We start from the raw sequence: 15587 nt of genomic DNA on the forward strand, positions 1-15587 counted from the left end.
CTCATGCTGCTCTCGCGGTGCTGCCACCCGCCTCACGACGCCCGCGCTCCTCGGCGACCAGCTCCTTCTTGGACAGCTTGCCGATCATCGTGCGCGGCAGCGCGTCGCGGATCTCGATCTCGCGCGGCAGCTCGATCCTGGACAGCAGCGGCGACAGGAACGCGCGCAGCTCCGCCACCGTCGCCGCCGCATCCGGACGCAGGACCACGAAGGCCTTCGGGGCCTCGCCGCGATGCGCGTCCGGCACGCCGATGACGGTGGCCTCCAGCACGCCGGGATGCGTGTAGAGCGCCTCCTCGATGGTGCGCGGATAGACATTGTAGCCGCTGCACAGGATCAGGTCCTTGATGCGGTCGACCAGGAACAGGTAGCCGTCCGCATCGAGATAGCCGACATCGCCGGTGCGCAGCGCGCCGTCCACCATGATCGCGGCGGTGTCCTCGGGACGGTGCCAGTAGCCCTGCATCACCTGCGGGCCGCGGGCGCAGACTTCCCCGCGCTCGCCGACGCCCAGGACACGGGTCGGGTCCTCCAGGTCGCGTATCTCGATGACGGTGCCGTCCAGCGGCAGCCCGGCCGAGCCTGCCTTGCCCCCGGAGCCTGGCATGCCGGTGCCGATCGGATTGCAGGTCAGCACCGGCGAGGCCTCGCTGAGGCCGTAGCCCTCGACCACATGGCAGCCGGTGAGCGCCTCGAAGCGCTGCTTCACCTCGGCCGGCAGCGGCGCGCCGCCGGACACGCAGGTCCGGATCGATCGCATCGCCCTGGCCTGGCGTCGCGAGCCACCCTCGACCGCGCTGCTGATCGCGTTATAGAGCGTCGGCACCGCCGGGAACATGGTCGGGCGGGTGCGGCGGATGGTGCGCAGCAGCGACTTCATCTCGTAGCGCGGCAGCAGGATCATCGCGGCCGCGGTCGCCACCGCGAAATTCAGCACCGAGGTCAGCGCGAACACGTGGAACAGCGGCAGCACGCCGAGCACCCGCACGCCCTCCTCGCGCACCTCCGCGCCGCCGATCACCAGGATCTCCTGCGCCGTGTTCGCCGTCAGGTTGGCGTGGGTCAGTGCCGCGCCCTTCGGGATGCCGGTGGTGCCGCCGGTATATTGCAGCAGCGCCACGTCATGCGGGTCGGCCGCCACCGCGTGCGGCTGGCCGGCATTGGCAATCAGGCGCGCGAACGGCACATGCAGGGCATTCGATCCGGACTGCACGAGCTCGCGGCGCTTCAGCAGGCGGAACAGCAATCCCTTCACCCAGGGCATGACATCGGCCAGCGGGCACAGGATCAGGCGGCGCAGCTCGGTGCGTGCGGCCACCGCCACCACCTTGTCGTGGATGGCGGCGACATCCGGGACCACCATCATCGTGGTGCCGGAATCGGTCACCTGCGTGGCCAGCTCAGGCTCCGAATAGAGCGGGTTGTAGTTCACGACGATGCCGCCGGCCTTCATGACCGCGAAATAGAAGATCACGAAATACGGTGAATTCGGCAGGCACAGGCCGACGCGCTCGCCTGGCGTCAGTCCGAGGTCCTGCAGTCCCCGTGCTGCACGATCGACCAGCGTCGCGAGCGTCCGGTAGTCGAGGCGCCGTCCCAGGAAGTCCACCGCGATACGCCCCGGGAACGCCCGGGCTGTCTCCTCAAGCACCTGCGGCACCAGGCGGACCGGGATCTGCGCCCCGGGTTCGCGCGCCGCAAGCTCATCCAGAAGCAACATGCCGCCCTGCCCGATTTCTTGATTTTTGATACCTGCCCAAGGCTACCCGAACAACCCTCAGAAGACCATCATCGCAGCCGGCGTCGCAGCGCGGATGCCTGCCTCCGGTTGCGGTTGCCTGCCGCCCGGGCCGGTGCTAATCCGGTTCCACTGATTGACGTATACGGCAGGCCATGCCTTCGGCGACGCCGAGCCAGGAGACGCAAGCGTGATGCAGAACATCGTCATTGCGGGTTATGCCCGCTCGCCGTTCCATTTCGCGTCCAAGGGCGCTCTGGCGCGGGTCAGGCCGGACGACCTCGCGAGCCAGGTGGTGCGCGGCCTGGTCGAGCGCAGCGGGGTGAAGCCCGAGGATATCGAGGACCTGATCGTCGGCTGCGCCTTCCCCGAGGGCGAGCAGGGTATGAATGTCGCGCGCCTGATCGGGCTGCTCGCCGACCTGCCGCAGTCCGTCGGCGGCGTCACCGTCAACCGCTTCTGCGGTTCCTCGATGCAGTCGGTGCACATGGCGGCCGGCGCGATCGCGCTCGGCGCCGGCGAGGTGTTCATCTGTGCCGGCGTCGAGAGCATGAGCCGGGTGCCGATGCAGGGCTTCAACCCGCTGCCGAACCCGGAGCTCGCAGCCAAGGCGCCGGCCTATATCGGCATGGGCGACACCGCAGAGAACGTGGCGAAGCGCTACGAGATCAGCCGCGAGAGGCAGGAGACGTTCGCGCTCGCCAGCCAGCGCAAGGCCGCCGAGGCGCGCTCGAACGGCCGCCTTGCGGACGAGATCGTGCCAATTCGGAGCAAAGCCGGCATCGTCGACACCGATGGCTGCCTGCGCCCCGAGAGCACGGCCGAAGGTCTCGCCGCGCTGAAGCCGGCATTCCAGGCGGATGGCACTGTCACCGCCGGCACCGCGTCGCCGCTGACCGACGGCGCCAGCGCGGTGCTGGTCTGCACCGAGCAATATGCATCCCGCAACGGCCTGCGCATGCTGGCGCGGCTGCGCAGCGTCGCGATCTCCGGCTGCGCGCCGGAAGTCATGGGTCTCGGGCCGATCCTGGCCAGCCGCAAGGCGCTCGAGCGCGGCGGCGTGAAGGCGTCCGAGCTGGACGTGGTCGAGCTGAACGAGGCGTTTGCCAGCCAAGCGATTGCCTGCGCCGGCGAGATCGGCGTGCGCGACGAGGCGCTCAACATCGATGGCGGCGCGATCGCGATCGGCCATCCACTCGGGGCCACAGGCGCACGCATCGTCGGCAAGGCGGCGCAGCTGCTGGCGCGCGACGGCGGCCGCTACGCGCTGGCGACGCAATGCATCGGCGGCGGCCAGGGGATCGCGACGCTGCTGGAGCGTGTCTGATGGGAACGGGCAACATCGAACGCGTCTGCGTCATCGGTGCCGGCGTCATGGGTGCCGCGATCGCGGCGCAGGTGGCCAATGCTGGCGTCCGGGTGCTGCTGCTCGACATCCTGCCGAAAGGTGAGGGTGCGGACCGCAGCAGCGTGGCCAAGGCAGCGATCGCGCGCCTGCTCAAGACCGACCCGGCGCCGTTCATGTCGCCCGCCGCAGCCAGGCTGGTAGAGGCCGGCAACATCGAGGACGATCTCGGGCGCGTGGCCGAGTGCGACTGGGTGATCGAGGCCATCGTCGAGCGCCTCGATGCCAAGCAGGCGCTGTATCGCCGGCTGGATGCGGTGCGCCGTCCGGGCACCGCGATCAGCTCGAACACCTCGACGATCCCGCTGGCGCAGCTCGTCGACGGACTGCCGGCTGCTCTGCAACGCGACTTCATGATCACGCATTTCTTCAATCCGCCGCGCTACATGCGGCTGCTGGAGATCGTGACCAGCCCTGAGACCGATGCCGCCCTGGTCGACCGCATCGCGCAGTTCTCCGACCACCGGCTCGGCAAGACCGTGGTGCGCGCCAAGGACACGCCCGGCTTCATCGCCAACCGCATCGGCACCTTCTGGCTGCAGCACGGCGTCAATGCGGCGATCGATCTCGGGTTGACCGTCGAGGAAGCCGACGCGGTCATGGGCCGGCCGTTCGGCATTCCCAAGACCGGCGTGTTCGGCCTGCTCGACCTGGTCGGGCTCGACCTGATGCCGCACATCAATGCCAGCATGAAGGCGTCGCTGCCGGCGGACGATGCGTTCCTCGCCTCACTGCGCGATCAGCCGCTACTGAACAGGATGATCGCGGACGGCTATACCGGCCGCAAAGGTAAGGGCGGCTTTTATCGGATCAACCGGACGGCCGGGAAGGTGAAGGAGTCGATCGGCCTCGTCACCGGGGACTACGCCACCTCGTCCAGGGCCACTGTGCCCAGCGAGCTATCCCGAAGCCCGAAGGCGCTGATCGCCTCGTCCGAAAAACTCGGCCGCTATGCCTGGGCGGTGATGGGGGCGACGCTCGCCTATGGCGCGAGCCTGGTGCCGGCGATCGCCGACGACATCGTGGCGGTGGATGCCGCCATGCGCCTCGGCTTCAACTGGAAGCAGGGCCCGTTCGAGCTGCTCGACGCGCTCGGGCCGGCCGCGGTCGCCGCGCGGCTGGAGCAGGGCGGACAAACGGCGCCGGCGCTGCTGAAGCAGGTCGGCGACGGCACGTTCTACAAAATCGAGGACGGCGAGACGCGGTTCCTCGGCACCGACGGGCAGTATCGCCCGGTGCCGCGCGAAGCGGGCGTGCTGCTGCTGGCCGACATCAAGCGCATCCGCGAGCCGGAACTGCGCAACGGCTCGGCGGCGCTGTGGGATATCGGCGACGGGGTTGCGTGCTTCGAGTTCAGCTCGAAGATGAACGCGATCGACGAGCCGATCCTCAAGCTGCTCGAGAAGAGCATCGACCTCGTCAAGCAGCGCTTTCGCGCGCTGGTGATCTACAGCGACGCCACCAACTTCTCCGCCGGCGCCAATCTCGGCCTGGCTCTGTTCGCCTGCAACATCGCCGCCTGGGGCGAGATCGAGAAGCTCGTCGCCAGCGGCCAGCGCACCCTGAAGGCGATGAAATACGCGCCGTTCCCGGTGGTGGCAGGCGTCGCCGGCCTCGCACTTGGCGGCGGCTGCGAGGTGGTGCTGCATGCGGACGCGGTGCAGGCGCACGCGGAGAGCTACATCGGGCTGGTGGAATGCGGCGTCGGGCTGGTGCCGGGCTGGGGCGGCTGCGGCGAGATGCTGCAACGCTGGCGCGATGCGCCCGGTGCGCCGCACGGGCCGATGCCGGCGCCGGGCAAGGTGTTCGAGACGGTCAGCGTCGCCACCGTGTCGAAATCGGCGGCGGAGGCGAAGTCGCTGCGGTTCCTGCGCGAGACTGACGGCATCACGATGAACCGCGACCGGCTGCTGTTCGACGCCCGCGCCCGGGCACTGTCGATGGTCGAGGGCTACACGCCACCGACGCCGCCCGAGTTCAGGCTGCCGGGCGCCGGTGGCCGCCTCGCAATGCGCCTCGCCGCCGAGGGCTTCCATCGCCAGGGCGTCGCCTCCGTGCACGACCTGGTGGTGGCGGATGGGCTGGCCGAGGTGCTGACCGGCGGTGACGCCGACTATGTCGATACGGTCAGCGAAAAGGACCTGCTGGCGCTCGAACGCCGGGCCTTCATGCGGCTGATCCGCACCGGCCCGACGCTGGACCGCATCCAGCACACGCTGGAAACCGGCAAGCCGCTGCGCAACTGAACTTCCTTCCGGTCACCCGGAGCATAGGATTCTTTCCATGCAGACCTACGACGCACCGCTGCGCGACATGCGCTTCAACCTCTACGAGTTGCACGGGCTCGACGCCCTCACCGCGCTGCCGGCCTTTGCCGACCTCAATGCCGAGACGGTGGACAGCGTGCTGGAGGAAGCCGCCAGGATCGCGACCGAGCTGCTGCTGCCGCTGAACGCGTCCGGCGATAGCGAGGGCTGCGTTGCCGAGAATGGCGTCGTGCGCACGCCGAAGGGGTTCCGGGAGGCGTACGGCGTGTTCCGCGACGGCGGCTGGAGCTCGGTGGCCGGCGATCCCGACTATGGCGGCCAGGGGCTGCCGGAGAGCGTCAACACGCTGGTGCAGGAGATGATCTGCGCCAGCAACCTGTCCTTCAGCCTGTATCCAGGCCTGACCCACGGCGCGGTCAAGGCGCTGGCGGCGCACGGCTCCGAGGCGCTCAAGGATCTCTACCTGCCGAAGATGATCGAGGGCGTCTGGTCCGGCACCATGTGCCTAACGGAGGCGCATTGCGGCACCGATCTCGGCCTGCTGCGTACCCGCGCCGTGCCCAGCGAGGATGGCAGCTACCGGCTCAACGGCGCCAAGATCTTCATCTCGGCCGGCGAGCACGACCTCACCGAGAACATCGTCCACCTGGTGCTGGCGCGGCTGCCGGATGCGCCTGCCGGCATCAAGGGGATCAGCCTGTTCCTGGTGCCGAAGTTCCTGCCGCGCGAGGACGGCACGCCGGGCGAGCGCAACGGCGTCGCCTGCACCGGCATCGAGCACAAGATGGGGCTGAAGGCCTCGGCCACCTGCCAGATCGCCTTCGACGATGCGAAAGCCTGGCTGGTCGGCCTGCCGCACAAGGGCATGCAGGGCATGTTCACCATGATGAACGAGGAGCGGCTCGGCGTCGGCATCCAGGGGCTCGGGATTGCGTCCGCTGCCTACCAGTCGGCGGTCGCCTACGCCCGCGACCGCCTGCAGGGCCGGTCGCTCGGGGGTGCGAAGCGTCCCGATCTCGCCGCCGATCCGATCATCGTGCATCCGGACGTGCGCCGCATGCTGATGACCATGCGCACCAGCGCCGAAGGCTGCCGCGCGGTCGGGCTGTGGGTGGCGCAGGCGGTCGATCTGTCGCGTCATGCCGAGACCGACGCGGCACGCACGGCGGCGGCGGATTTCGTCGCCCTGATGACGCCGGTGGTGAAGGCGCTGTTCACCGATCTCGGTTTCGAGGCGGCCAGCCTCGGGGTGCAGGTCTATGGCGGCCACGGCTACATACGCGAGCACGGCGTCGAGCAGTATGTCCGCGATGCCCGCATCGCCATGCTGTACGAGGGCACCAACGGCATCCAGGCGCTCGACCTGGTGGGCCGCAAGATGCCGGCGCATATGGGCCGCTCGCTGCGCACCTTCTTCCACCCGGTGTCGGAGTTCATCGAGGCCCGCCGCAAGGATGCGGCCATCGGCGGCTTGGTGGAGCACCTGGAGCGGGGCTTCGGGGCGCTGCAGCTCGCGACCGGGCAGATCGCGCAGTCCGGCTTGAAGGATCCCGAGGAAGCAGGAGCGGCGGCGACCGACTACCTGCGGCTGCTCGGCCTGGTGGCGATGGGCTACATGTTCGTCCGCTCGGCCGAGATCGCGCATGCCAAGCTGGTCGATGCCGGCCCGGATGCCGGTTTCTACCGCGGCAAGCTCGCCTCGGCGCAGTTCTTCATCGACCGCATCCTGCCGCAAGCGACCGCCCTGTTCCTGGCGATCAAATCGGGCAAGCAGTCGATGATGGCGCTCGCGGACAATGCGTTTTGAAAGCTCTTGGGGAGCTGCTTGAATGCCTGAACTGGACGAGCTGACGGCGCGGGTGCGCGAGACCGCGGAGAAGAATGCCGGCCTGTCGCGGCCAGTGTTGCTGGATCTTGGCGACACGGGCCTGATCCATCTCGACGGCACCATTGTCGGCAACGCGGAGGCGCCGGCGGATTGCCGGATCAGCCTGTCGGCGGACAATCTGGAACGCCTGATGGAAGGCCGGCTGAACGCCACGATGGCATACATGACCGGCCAGCTGAAGGTGGACGGCGACATGGCACTCGCCCTGCAACTGGCCTCGGCGCTGCGGGCGGAATGAGCGACGTTCCTGAGGGCTTCCAGCCGCTGCCACGGTTCGGCGACGATGATTTCTACGTGCTGTGCGGGCCGCTCTGGGTCAAGGCGGATGGCGACGCGCTGCTCGGCGGCTTCAGGGTCGAGCGACGCCACCTCAACCCGGCCGGCAACTGCCATGGCGGCATGCTGGCGACCTTCATCGATGTCCATCTCGGTCTCGCCGCGATGTATGCACGCCGCACCGGCGCCCAGATCCTGCCGACGGTCAGCCTGTCGCTGGACTACCTCGCCCCGACCCTGCTCGGCGCCTGGGTCGAGGCGCGGCCCGAGATCGACCGCATCACCCGCGGCACGGTATTCGCGACCGCGCTGCTGCGCGCGGACGGTGAACCGGTTGCACGGGCGCGGGGGATCTTCAAGATCGTGAGGCCGCCGGAAGAGGCGACACACGACGCGCCGCCGGTCGATACCGGCGACCAGCTGCGCCGCTACCTGACCGGGGCGGCGCACCCTGAGTAGGCCGTTCGACGACCTTGTCGCCGGCCTGCGCCTGCCGGTGCTGGGGGCGCCGATGTACATCGTCTCGAACCCCGCCCTGGTCGGCGCGCAATGCCGCGCCGGGATCATCGGGGCCTTCCCGGCCCTGAACGCGCGCGGGCCCGGCGCACTCGACGAATGGCTCGATCGGATCGAGGCGGGTAATGCGGGGGAGCCGGCCGGCCCGGTCGGGGTCAACCTGATCGTGCACCGGACCAACGATCGGCTGGCGGCCGATCTCGCCACCTGCGTGCGGCGGCGGGTGCGGCTGGTCATCACCTCCCTTGGCGTGCAGCCCGAGGTGAACGCGGCGCTGCACGAAGCGGGCGGCCTGGTGCTGCACGATGTCACCACCCAGCGCCATGCCCGCAAGGCAGTCGAGGCCGGCGCCGACGGGCTGATCCTGGTCGCGGCCGGAGCCGGCGGCCATGCCGGCACGCAGTCGCCGTTCGCGCTGCTCGCCGAGACGCGGCAGTGGTTCGACGGGCCGCTGGTGCTGGCGGGCGCGATTGGGAGCGGCCGCGGCATCCTGGCGGCGCGCATCCTCGGCGCCGACCTGGTCTCGATCGGCTCGCCCTTCATCGCCACCGAAGAGGCCAATGCGGTCGCCGGCTACAAGCGGATGGTGGTCGAGAGCAGTGCCGCCGACATCGTGTATTCCGGCCTCTTCACCGGCGTTGCGGGCAACTACCTGGCCGGTTCCATACGCAATGCCGGCTACGATCCGCACGACCTGCCGCCCGCATCCGGTGACAAAGAACTCGCAGTGAGCAGGGCGGCGACGGCGTGGCGCGACGTCTGGGGCTGCGGCCAGGGCATCGGCGCGATCGACGCGGTCCGCCCGGCGGCGGCACTGGTGGACCGGCTGCTGCACGAGTTCCGGGCAGCGAGTGCAGCCGCCCGTGCCTGACCAGGTGATCCAGAACGCCGCCGCGACCCGGCTCTATACCGTGACCGAACTGGCGACGGCCCTCGGGGTGACCGCGCGCGCCCTGCGCTTCTACGAGGACAAGGGCCTGATCAGTCCGTCGCGGGCCGGTGGCGCGCGTATCTATACGCATCGCGACCGCGGCCGCCTGCAGCTCATCCTGCGCGGCAAGCGGCTCGGCTTCACGCTCCGCGACATCAAGGAGTTTCTCGATCTCTACGATGTCGACCCCGGGCACCAGGAGCAGCAGCGCCGCCTGCTGAAGGCGGTGCGCAAGCGGATCGCGCACCTGAGCAGCATGAAGAACGCCATTACCGAAACGATGCGCGAGCTCGCCGAGATCGAGCGGCAGGTTGCGGCCACGCTCAGGCCGTAGGCCTACCCCGGACGGCGCGCTCGCCTGCAACGATCGGGCATGACCAAGCCGTTCGCCGGGGACTGAGGATCGTCAGAAGATCTTGTTGATCAGGTCGTCGCCGATGCCGAATCCGGCGCCCATCTCGATGGCCCGGCCGAAACCCGAGTTCAGGAAGTTGCCGATCATGCCGCCCGCCGGCGCGGCGCCTCCCATGAAGCCGCCCGCCTGGGCATAGCCCGGCTGCTGCTGCGGGTAGCCCGGCTGCGGCGCGTAGCCCGGGCTCTGACCCCAGTTGCCCTGCGGCGGCGGCGGGCTGGCCTGCTGCATCTGCGCCTGGTTGGCGACGAAGCCATGCAGGGCCTGCAGCAGGTTGGTGACCTGGTCCTGCTCGGAGCGGAACGAGAGCGCCAGCTCGCGCAGGTCGAGCAGCCACTCGCGGGCCTGCTGGTCGCCGCCCGCTGCTGCCGTCTGCAGCTTGTTGCCGAGCGTCTGCAGCGCCTGCACAGTCTGCTGCGACTGTCCCTGCAGCTGCTGGTAGCTCTGGTCGATGGTCTGCACGTCCATGGCGATCTCCTGGCCGCGTTATGATGGCACGACTATGTACGCGCCGGCGCGACACTGCCAGAGCCCATCAGGGACCGCCATCGATGGTGAGGATGGTGCCTGTCGTGTAGCCGGAGCGCGGCGAGGCCAGGAACGCCACGGCGCTGGCGATCTCCTCCGGGGTGGCAGGCCGCCCGAAGGCCATCGTCCGGTAGTAGTCCTGCCAGCGCTGCTCGTCGCCGAATTCGCGCGCCGCCCGGGCGCGCAGCAGCGTCTCGATGCGCCCGGTGCCGACCGGCCCGGGATTGATGCCGACCACGCGCATGCCATCCTTAGGCGCCGCGCGGCCGAGGCTGCGGGTGAACGCCATCAGCGCCGCGTTGCCGGCACTCCCGGTGATGTAGTTCGGATCGAAATACTCGCCCGCAGCACCGATCACGTTGACCACCACGCCGTGCCGTTCGGCGAGGCGCGGATAGAGCGCGCGGGTCAGGCCGATAGTGCCGAACACCTTGAGGTCCCAGGCCGCGCGCCACGCCGCATCGTCGACCGCGTGGAGGTTGCCGGCCGGAATCGCACCGGCATTGTTGACCAGCAGGTCGAGCGCGCCGGCCTCGGCCGCGACGCGCTCCACTTCGGGCTGGCGGGAGAGGTCGGCGGCGATAAGCTGCACGCCGACCTGGCGGCGCGCCCGCACCGCCTCGGACGCCGACGCGAGGGTGCCAGCATCGCGCGACACCAAGACGAGGTCGCAGCCTTCCTCGGCGAGCACGAGGGCGGTGGCGAGGCCGATGCCTTTCGATCCTCCGGTGATCAGGGCGCGCTTGCCGGCGAGATGCAGGTCCATGCTTCAGGCCACCTTGCTGTCGTGATCGGTCATGCTCGCGGCCAGCGCGCAGATACGTTCTGTGACCCGATAGGCATCGCGAAACGCGCTGACCGGCAGGAGCTCGAAGCGCGAGTGGAAATTCAGCGCGCCGGTGAAGTAGTTGGGCGTTGGCAGTCCGCGCGCGGACAGGGCCGAGCCGTCGGTGCCACCGCGCATCGCGATGATCCTGGGCGCAATGCCGACATCGGCAAAAGCCGCCTGCATCAGCTCGATGGCGGTGCGGTCCTCACCGAGCGCATCTGCAATGTTGCCGTACTGGTCCTCGATGATGCACTCGATCCTGGCGCGCGGATGCTGCGCCCGCACCGTGTCCACCGCCATCTCGACGTGCCGCTTGCGTGCGGCGAATGACGCCGCATCGAAATCGCGGATCGACAGGTGCAGTTGCGCCTCGTTCGAGTTCGCCACCACATCGTTGCACCACCAGTAGCCGTCGCGCCCGTCGGTATGTTCGGGCGTCTGGAGCGGATCGAACTGCGCCATCAGGTCGGCGGCAACCCGCACCGGGTTCACCATCACGCCCTTGGCCGACATCGGATGCGCCGTCACTCCGGTGATCGCAATCGTCGCCTTCGCCGCGTTGAAGGTCTCGTACACCAGTTCGCCACGCTCGCAACTGTCGATGGTGTAGGCGTAGCGCGCCGGAAACCGCGCGAGATCCATCGCCTTGGCGCCGCGCAGCCCGATCTCCTCGTCCGGCACGAAGGCCACCGCGATGTCGCCGTGCGGCAGGTCGCCCCGGCTCAGGCGAGCGAGCAGCGTCATCACCACCGCGATCGCCGCCTTGTTGTCGGCGCCCAGCACGCTGGTGCCGTCGCCGAAGATGATGTCCTCGCCGGCATAGGGCGCCAGTTCGGGATGCTCCTCCGCCCGCAGCCAGATGTCCGCGGCCCGGTTCAGGCACAGGTCACTTCCCTCGTAGCGCAGGCGTTGCGGGTGGATGTCCGGCGACAGCCCGACATCGACGGTATCGAGATGCGCCACGAAGCCGATGCAGGGCGCTTCGCGCACGCTGCCGCGCCGGAGCGCGGTCAGCACGCCATTCGCATCGAGATGGATATCCTCGAGCCCGAGCCCGGCCAGTTCGCCGGCGAGCAACTCGGCCAGCACGCGTTGTCCCGGGGTGGAGGGCAGCGTCTGGGCGTGGGCGTCGCTCTGGCTGGTGACGGCGAGGTAGCGGAACAGTCGCTCCACCAGTTCCTGCTCGGGCTGTTGCATGTCGGTTCCCTCGTTATCGTTGCTCATGCCCCCGCTCATGCCGCAGATCTCGGGCGCGTCCCGGGCAGCAGCCGGGCGGCACTGAGCACGGCGCCGGTCATCCCGACCAGGGCGCCGAAGGCGAGGCAATGCCGCGCACTCTCGACCGGCAGCAGCCCGAACACCAGCGCCACCAGCATCGCCCCGATGGTCTGGCCGAGCAGCCGCGCCACCGGGATCATGCCGCTCGCACCCCCCGACCGGTGCATCGGGGCCGCGGTCAGCATCGCCCGGTTGTTGGGCGCCTGGAACAGCCCGAAGCCGCTGCCGGCGAGCGCGATCCGCCAGGCGATGTCGAAGTCGGACGGGGCTGCCGGCATCTGCCAGAGCAGGGTGAAGCCGATAGCTGCGATCAGCAGGCCGACGCTCGACAGGAAGCCCGCGGAGTGCCGGTCAGCGAGGCGGCCGACCAGCGGCGAGATCGCCACGATCGCCAGCGGCCACGGCGTGATCAGCAGGCCGGTCTGTACCGCCGATCGGTGCAAGTTCATCTCGAAGAAGAACGGCATCGCGATGATGAAGAGATTGGAGGCGATGAAGCCGAGGATGCCGACGGTGAAGGCCGTCCGGAAGTCGCCCAGCCGCAACAGGTCAACCGGCAGCAGCGGCTCGCCGATGCGAAGCTGCCGCCGCACCAGCCACGCCAGGCAGACCCCGCCCACGGCAATCAGCACCAGCGACAGGCCGACCGCGCCGTGGTGCGCGAAACGGTCCAGCCCGATGAACAGCGGACCGAGTGCGAGCATGCTCAGCGTGGCACTGGACAGATCGAAACGGCGCGCACCGCGCAGGGTCGCAGGCAGGCTGGTAAAGGCGAACACCAGCGCCGCGCCGCCAAGCGGCAGGTTGATCAGGAAGATCCAGCGCCAGCTGGCGACCGACAGCACCGCGGACGCAATCGTCGGGCCGAGCGCCACTCCGAGTGCCACCACCAGGCCGTTGAGCGCGATCCCCCGCCCGAGCAGCGACTGCGGATAGATTGCGCGCACCAGGGCGGCGTTCACGCTCATGATGCAGGCGCCCCCGAGACCCTGCAGCACGCGCGCCGCGGCAAGCTCGGGCAGGCTGTCCGAGGCGGCGCACAGGGCGGAGGCGACGATGAACACCATCAGCCCGATCCGGCAGATCCGGTCCTGGCCCCTGATCTCGCCCAGGGACGCCAGCGGCAGCAGGCCGATCAGGGTGGCGAGCTGGTAGGCGTTGATCACCCAGATCGAGTCCGCCGCGGTGCAGTGGATGTCGTGCGCGATGGTCGGCAGCGCCACGTTGGCGACCGCGTAGTCCAGGGTGGACAGCAGCACCGACAGCGCGATCGCCAGCATCGCGCGCTGCCGGGCGCGGCCATGCAGGCCGTCCGTCCGCGCCGGCGCCTCCAGCCTTGGCGCCGATGGACGCGGGTCCTCGCTGATCGCACTCGACATGGGATCATGCCGCTACAGGCTGCGCGCCGGGAAATCCAGCCTGTCCCCCCTCCTCACTGGCGATGGGATGCTGCCTTGCAGCAATCCGGTATCTCGCGGTTTGAAACGGCGCGGCGGGCGGCGTAGAGGCTTACCGGTTCCGCAGCATGAGGCATGTCCATGAGCCAGAGCGTCGCCGGCCGGCAGGTTCCGCTGCGCGCCCCGATCGGCGGCACCCAGGGACGCGCCGGCCTGGTACTGGGCACGATCAGCCTCTGCCACATGCTCAACGACACCATCCAGTCGTTGCTGACCGCGATCTATCCGTTGCTGAAGGGTGGCTTCCATCTCTCCTTCAGCCAGATCGGGCTGCTGACCCTGACCTACCAGATCACCGCATCGCTGCTGCAGCCGCTGGTGGGCCAGTTCACCGACCGCCGCCCGCTGCCCTGGTCGCTGGCCGCCGGCATGAGCGTCTCGATGACCGGGCTGCTGATCCTGGCGCTGGCGCAGACCTACGCGCACCTGCTCGGGGGCGCCGCCCTGCTCGGCGTCGGCTCCTCGATCTTCCACCCCGAGGCCTCGCGCATCGCCCGGCTGGCCTCCGGCGGCCGGCACGGCTTCGCGCAGTCGGTGTTCCAGGTCGGCGGCAATTTCGGCACCTCGCTGGGGCCGCTGCTGGCGGCCTTCGTGGTGCTGCCGAACGGGCGCGCCAGCCTCGCCTGGTTCTGCCTGCTGGCCCTCCTCGGGGTGGGGCTGCTGGCCGCCATCGGGCGCTGGTATTCGCAGCGCAGCCGGCTGGCGCGCAGGGACGCCGCCCCGCGCAACACCGGGCTCAGCCGGCGGCAGACCGGCGCGGCGCTGACCATGCTCATCGCCCTGGTGTTCTCGAAGTATTTCTATCTCGCCAGCATCGGCAGCTACTACATCTTCTATCTGATGCACCGCTTCGGCGTGTCCGCCCAGACCGCGCAGGTCGAGCTGTTCGTGTTCCTGGGTGCCACCGCCGCCGGCACCTTCGCGGGCGGCCCCATCGGCGACCGGATCGGCCGCAAATACGTGATCTGGGGCTCCATCCTCGGCGTGCTGCCCTTCACCCTGGCGCTGCCGCATGTCGGCTTCGGCTGGACCATCGCGCTGAGCGTGGTGATCGGGCTCGTGCTGTCCTCCGCCTTCTCGGCGATCCTGGTGTACGCGACCGAGTTGCTGCCCGGCCGGGTCGGCATGGTCTCGGGCCTGTTCTTCGGCCTGGCCTTCGGCATGGGCGGCCTGGGTGCCGCGGTGCTGGGCGTGCTGGCGGACCATGCCGGGATCGACGCAGTGTACGAGGTCTGCGCCTTCCTGCCGGCGATCGGCATACTGGCGCTGTTCTTGCCAAATCTGGAGCGGGCGAAGTCCTGACGGCACCCCCCAGGCTGCTGTTCTCGGACGCGCGGTTCGTCGTCCTGGACAAGCCTGCGGGGCTGAAGGTGCATCCCGGTCCTGGCGGCGGCCCCTCCGTCGAGGACTGGTTCGGGCTACTCTCCCGACGACGCGACGGCCCATGGCTCGCGCACCGGCTCGACGCCGACACCAGCGGCTGCCTGCTGGTGGCACTCCGGCGCACGGCGCTGCACGCGGCGCAGGCCTGTTTCGCGGAGGGTCGCGCCGGCAAGACCTACTGGGCGATGGTTCGCGGTTCACCCGCCGCGCCGGCCGGAATCATCGACCTGCCGTTGCTCAAGCGGAGCACGGCTCGGACGGGTTGGCGCATGCGTGCCGACCCGCAGGGTGTGGCCGCCCGGACCCGGTATCGAGTGCTCGGCCGCGCCGAGACGACGAGTTGGCTCGAGCTCGAGCTGCTGACCGGACGCACCCATCAGGCCCGAATCCATTGCGCGAGCCTCGGCTGCCCGATCATCGGCGATGCGCTGTATGGCGAACCCTCGGGCGAAACCGGGCGAGAGGCGGACCCCTGCCTGCACCTGCTTGCCCGGGCGATCCGGCTGCCGCTCGAGCCGCCGGTCACGGCCACCGCGCCGCCGCCGCCGCATATGCTCGCCGGCCTGCTGGCATGCGGCTTCCGGCCCGACCGATGAGCCCTGGAAATTGATGGTATTTCCGCTCTGAACTGATCGCGGAAACGCTCTACATTGACGTCGTGATCCGCTCCAAGCCGCTC

14 protein-coding genes are annotated in these 15587 nt (G+C 69.4%); 9 read left to right on the forward strand and 5 right to left on the reverse strand.

The window, feature by feature from the left end; all coding sequences use genetic code 11:
* Position 1: 1 nt before the first annotated feature.
* The gene (locus ACQY4O_RS15630; protein WP_428377273.1) at positions 2-1720 is read right to left on the reverse strand and encodes a long-chain-fatty-acid--CoA ligase; all 1719 of its coding nucleotides are present in this window, start codon (positions 1718-1720) and stop codon (positions 2-4) included.
* Between the two features lie 211 nt (positions 1721-1931).
* Here ACQY4O_RS15630 and ACQY4O_RS15635 point away from each other — a divergent pair, with 211 nt between their 5' ends.
* From ACQY4O_RS15635 to ACQY4O_RS15665, 7 genes are read left to right on the forward strand one after another with little or no spacing between them, the layout of a single operon-like run.
* Positions 1932-3065, forward strand: a complete 1134-nt coding sequence (locus ACQY4O_RS15635) for a thiolase family protein (RefSeq protein WP_428377274.1) — start codon at positions 1932-1934, stop codon at positions 3063-3065.
* Positions 3065-5389 (forward strand): 3-hydroxyacyl-CoA dehydrogenase NAD-binding domain-containing protein, encoded by a 2325-nt coding sequence (locus ACQY4O_RS15640; RefSeq protein WP_428377275.1) that lies wholly within the window; start codon positions 3065-3067, stop codon positions 5387-5389. Before ACQY4O_RS15635 ends, ACQY4O_RS15640 begins: the two co-directional genes overlap by 1 nt.
* A 37-nt stretch (positions 5390-5426) precedes the next feature.
* Entirely contained in the window at positions 5427-7217 is a 1791-nt protein-coding gene (locus ACQY4O_RS15645) for an acyl-CoA dehydrogenase C-terminal domain-containing protein (RefSeq protein WP_428377276.1), read from the forward strand.
* A 22-nt stretch (positions 7218-7239) separates the two neighbouring features.
* On the forward strand, positions 7240-7536 hold the full coding sequence (locus ACQY4O_RS15650; protein WP_428377277.1) for an SCP2 sterol-binding domain-containing protein: 297 nt from the start codon (positions 7240-7242) through the stop codon (positions 7534-7536).
* Positions 7533-8033: a PaaI family thioesterase gene (locus tag ACQY4O_RS15655; RefSeq protein WP_428377278.1), complete on the forward strand. Its 501-nt coding sequence runs from the start codon at positions 7533-7535 to the stop codon at positions 8031-8033. The genes ACQY4O_RS15650 and ACQY4O_RS15655 overlap by 4 nt, the downstream gene beginning before the upstream one ends.
* Before the next feature lie 37 nt (positions 8034-8070).
* Complete coding sequence (locus ACQY4O_RS15660; protein WP_428377279.1) at positions 8071-8961, forward strand: NAD(P)H-dependent flavin oxidoreductase; 891 nt, start codon at positions 8071-8073, stop codon at positions 8959-8961.
* Positions 8954-9355 (forward strand): MerR family transcriptional regulator, encoded by a 402-nt coding sequence (locus tag ACQY4O_RS15665; RefSeq protein ID WP_428377280.1) that lies wholly within the window; start codon positions 8954-8956, stop codon positions 9353-9355. Before ACQY4O_RS15660 ends, ACQY4O_RS15665 begins: the two co-directional genes overlap by 8 nt.
* 72 nt (positions 9356-9427) lie before the next feature.
* Here ACQY4O_RS15665 and ACQY4O_RS15670 read toward each other — a convergent pair whose 3' ends face one another.
* The 4 genes from ACQY4O_RS15670 to ACQY4O_RS15685 form a co-directional block, all read right to left on the reverse strand.
* Positions 9428-9901, reverse strand: coding sequence for a hypothetical protein (locus ACQY4O_RS15670; protein ID WP_428377281.1), 474 nt, complete (start codon positions 9899-9901; stop codon positions 9428-9430).
* Between the two features lie 67 nt (positions 9902-9968).
* Positions 9969-10727, reverse strand: coding sequence for a short-chain dehydrogenase/reductase (locus ACQY4O_RS15675; protein ID WP_428377282.1), 759 nt, complete (start codon positions 10725-10727; stop codon positions 9969-9971).
* 3 nt (positions 10728-10730) lie between these two features.
* Entirely contained in the window at positions 10731-12014 is a 1284-nt protein-coding gene (gene pepT / locus ACQY4O_RS15680) for a peptidase T (RefSeq protein ID WP_428377283.1), read from the reverse strand.
* 8 nt (positions 12015-12022) lie between these two features.
* A complete protein-coding gene (locus tag ACQY4O_RS15685) occupies positions 12023-13447 on the reverse strand; it encodes an MFS transporter (protein WP_428377284.1) in 1425 nt (474 codons plus the stop codon).
* Between the two features lie 159 nt (positions 13448-13606).
* Here ACQY4O_RS15685 and ACQY4O_RS15690 point away from each other — a divergent pair, with 159 nt between their 5' ends.
* Both ACQY4O_RS15690 and ACQY4O_RS15695 read left to right on the forward strand, forming a co-directional pair.
* Complete coding sequence (locus ACQY4O_RS15690) at positions 13607-14827, forward strand: MFS transporter (RefSeq protein ID WP_428377285.1); 1221 nt, start codon at positions 13607-13609, stop codon at positions 14825-14827.
* The gene (locus ACQY4O_RS15695) at positions 14824-15504 is read left to right on the forward strand and encodes an RluA family pseudouridine synthase (protein ID WP_428378217.1); all 681 of its coding nucleotides are present in this window, start codon (positions 14824-14826) and stop codon (positions 15502-15504) included. The genes ACQY4O_RS15690 and ACQY4O_RS15695 overlap by 4 nt, the downstream gene beginning before the upstream one ends.
* Positions 15505-15587 lie beyond the last annotated feature (83 nt).

The sequence above is a fragment of the Lichenicoccus sp. genome, from assembly GCF_965277665.1.
Classification (GTDB): domain Bacteria; phylum Pseudomonadota; class Alphaproteobacteria; order Acetobacterales; family Acetobacteraceae; genus Lichenicoccus.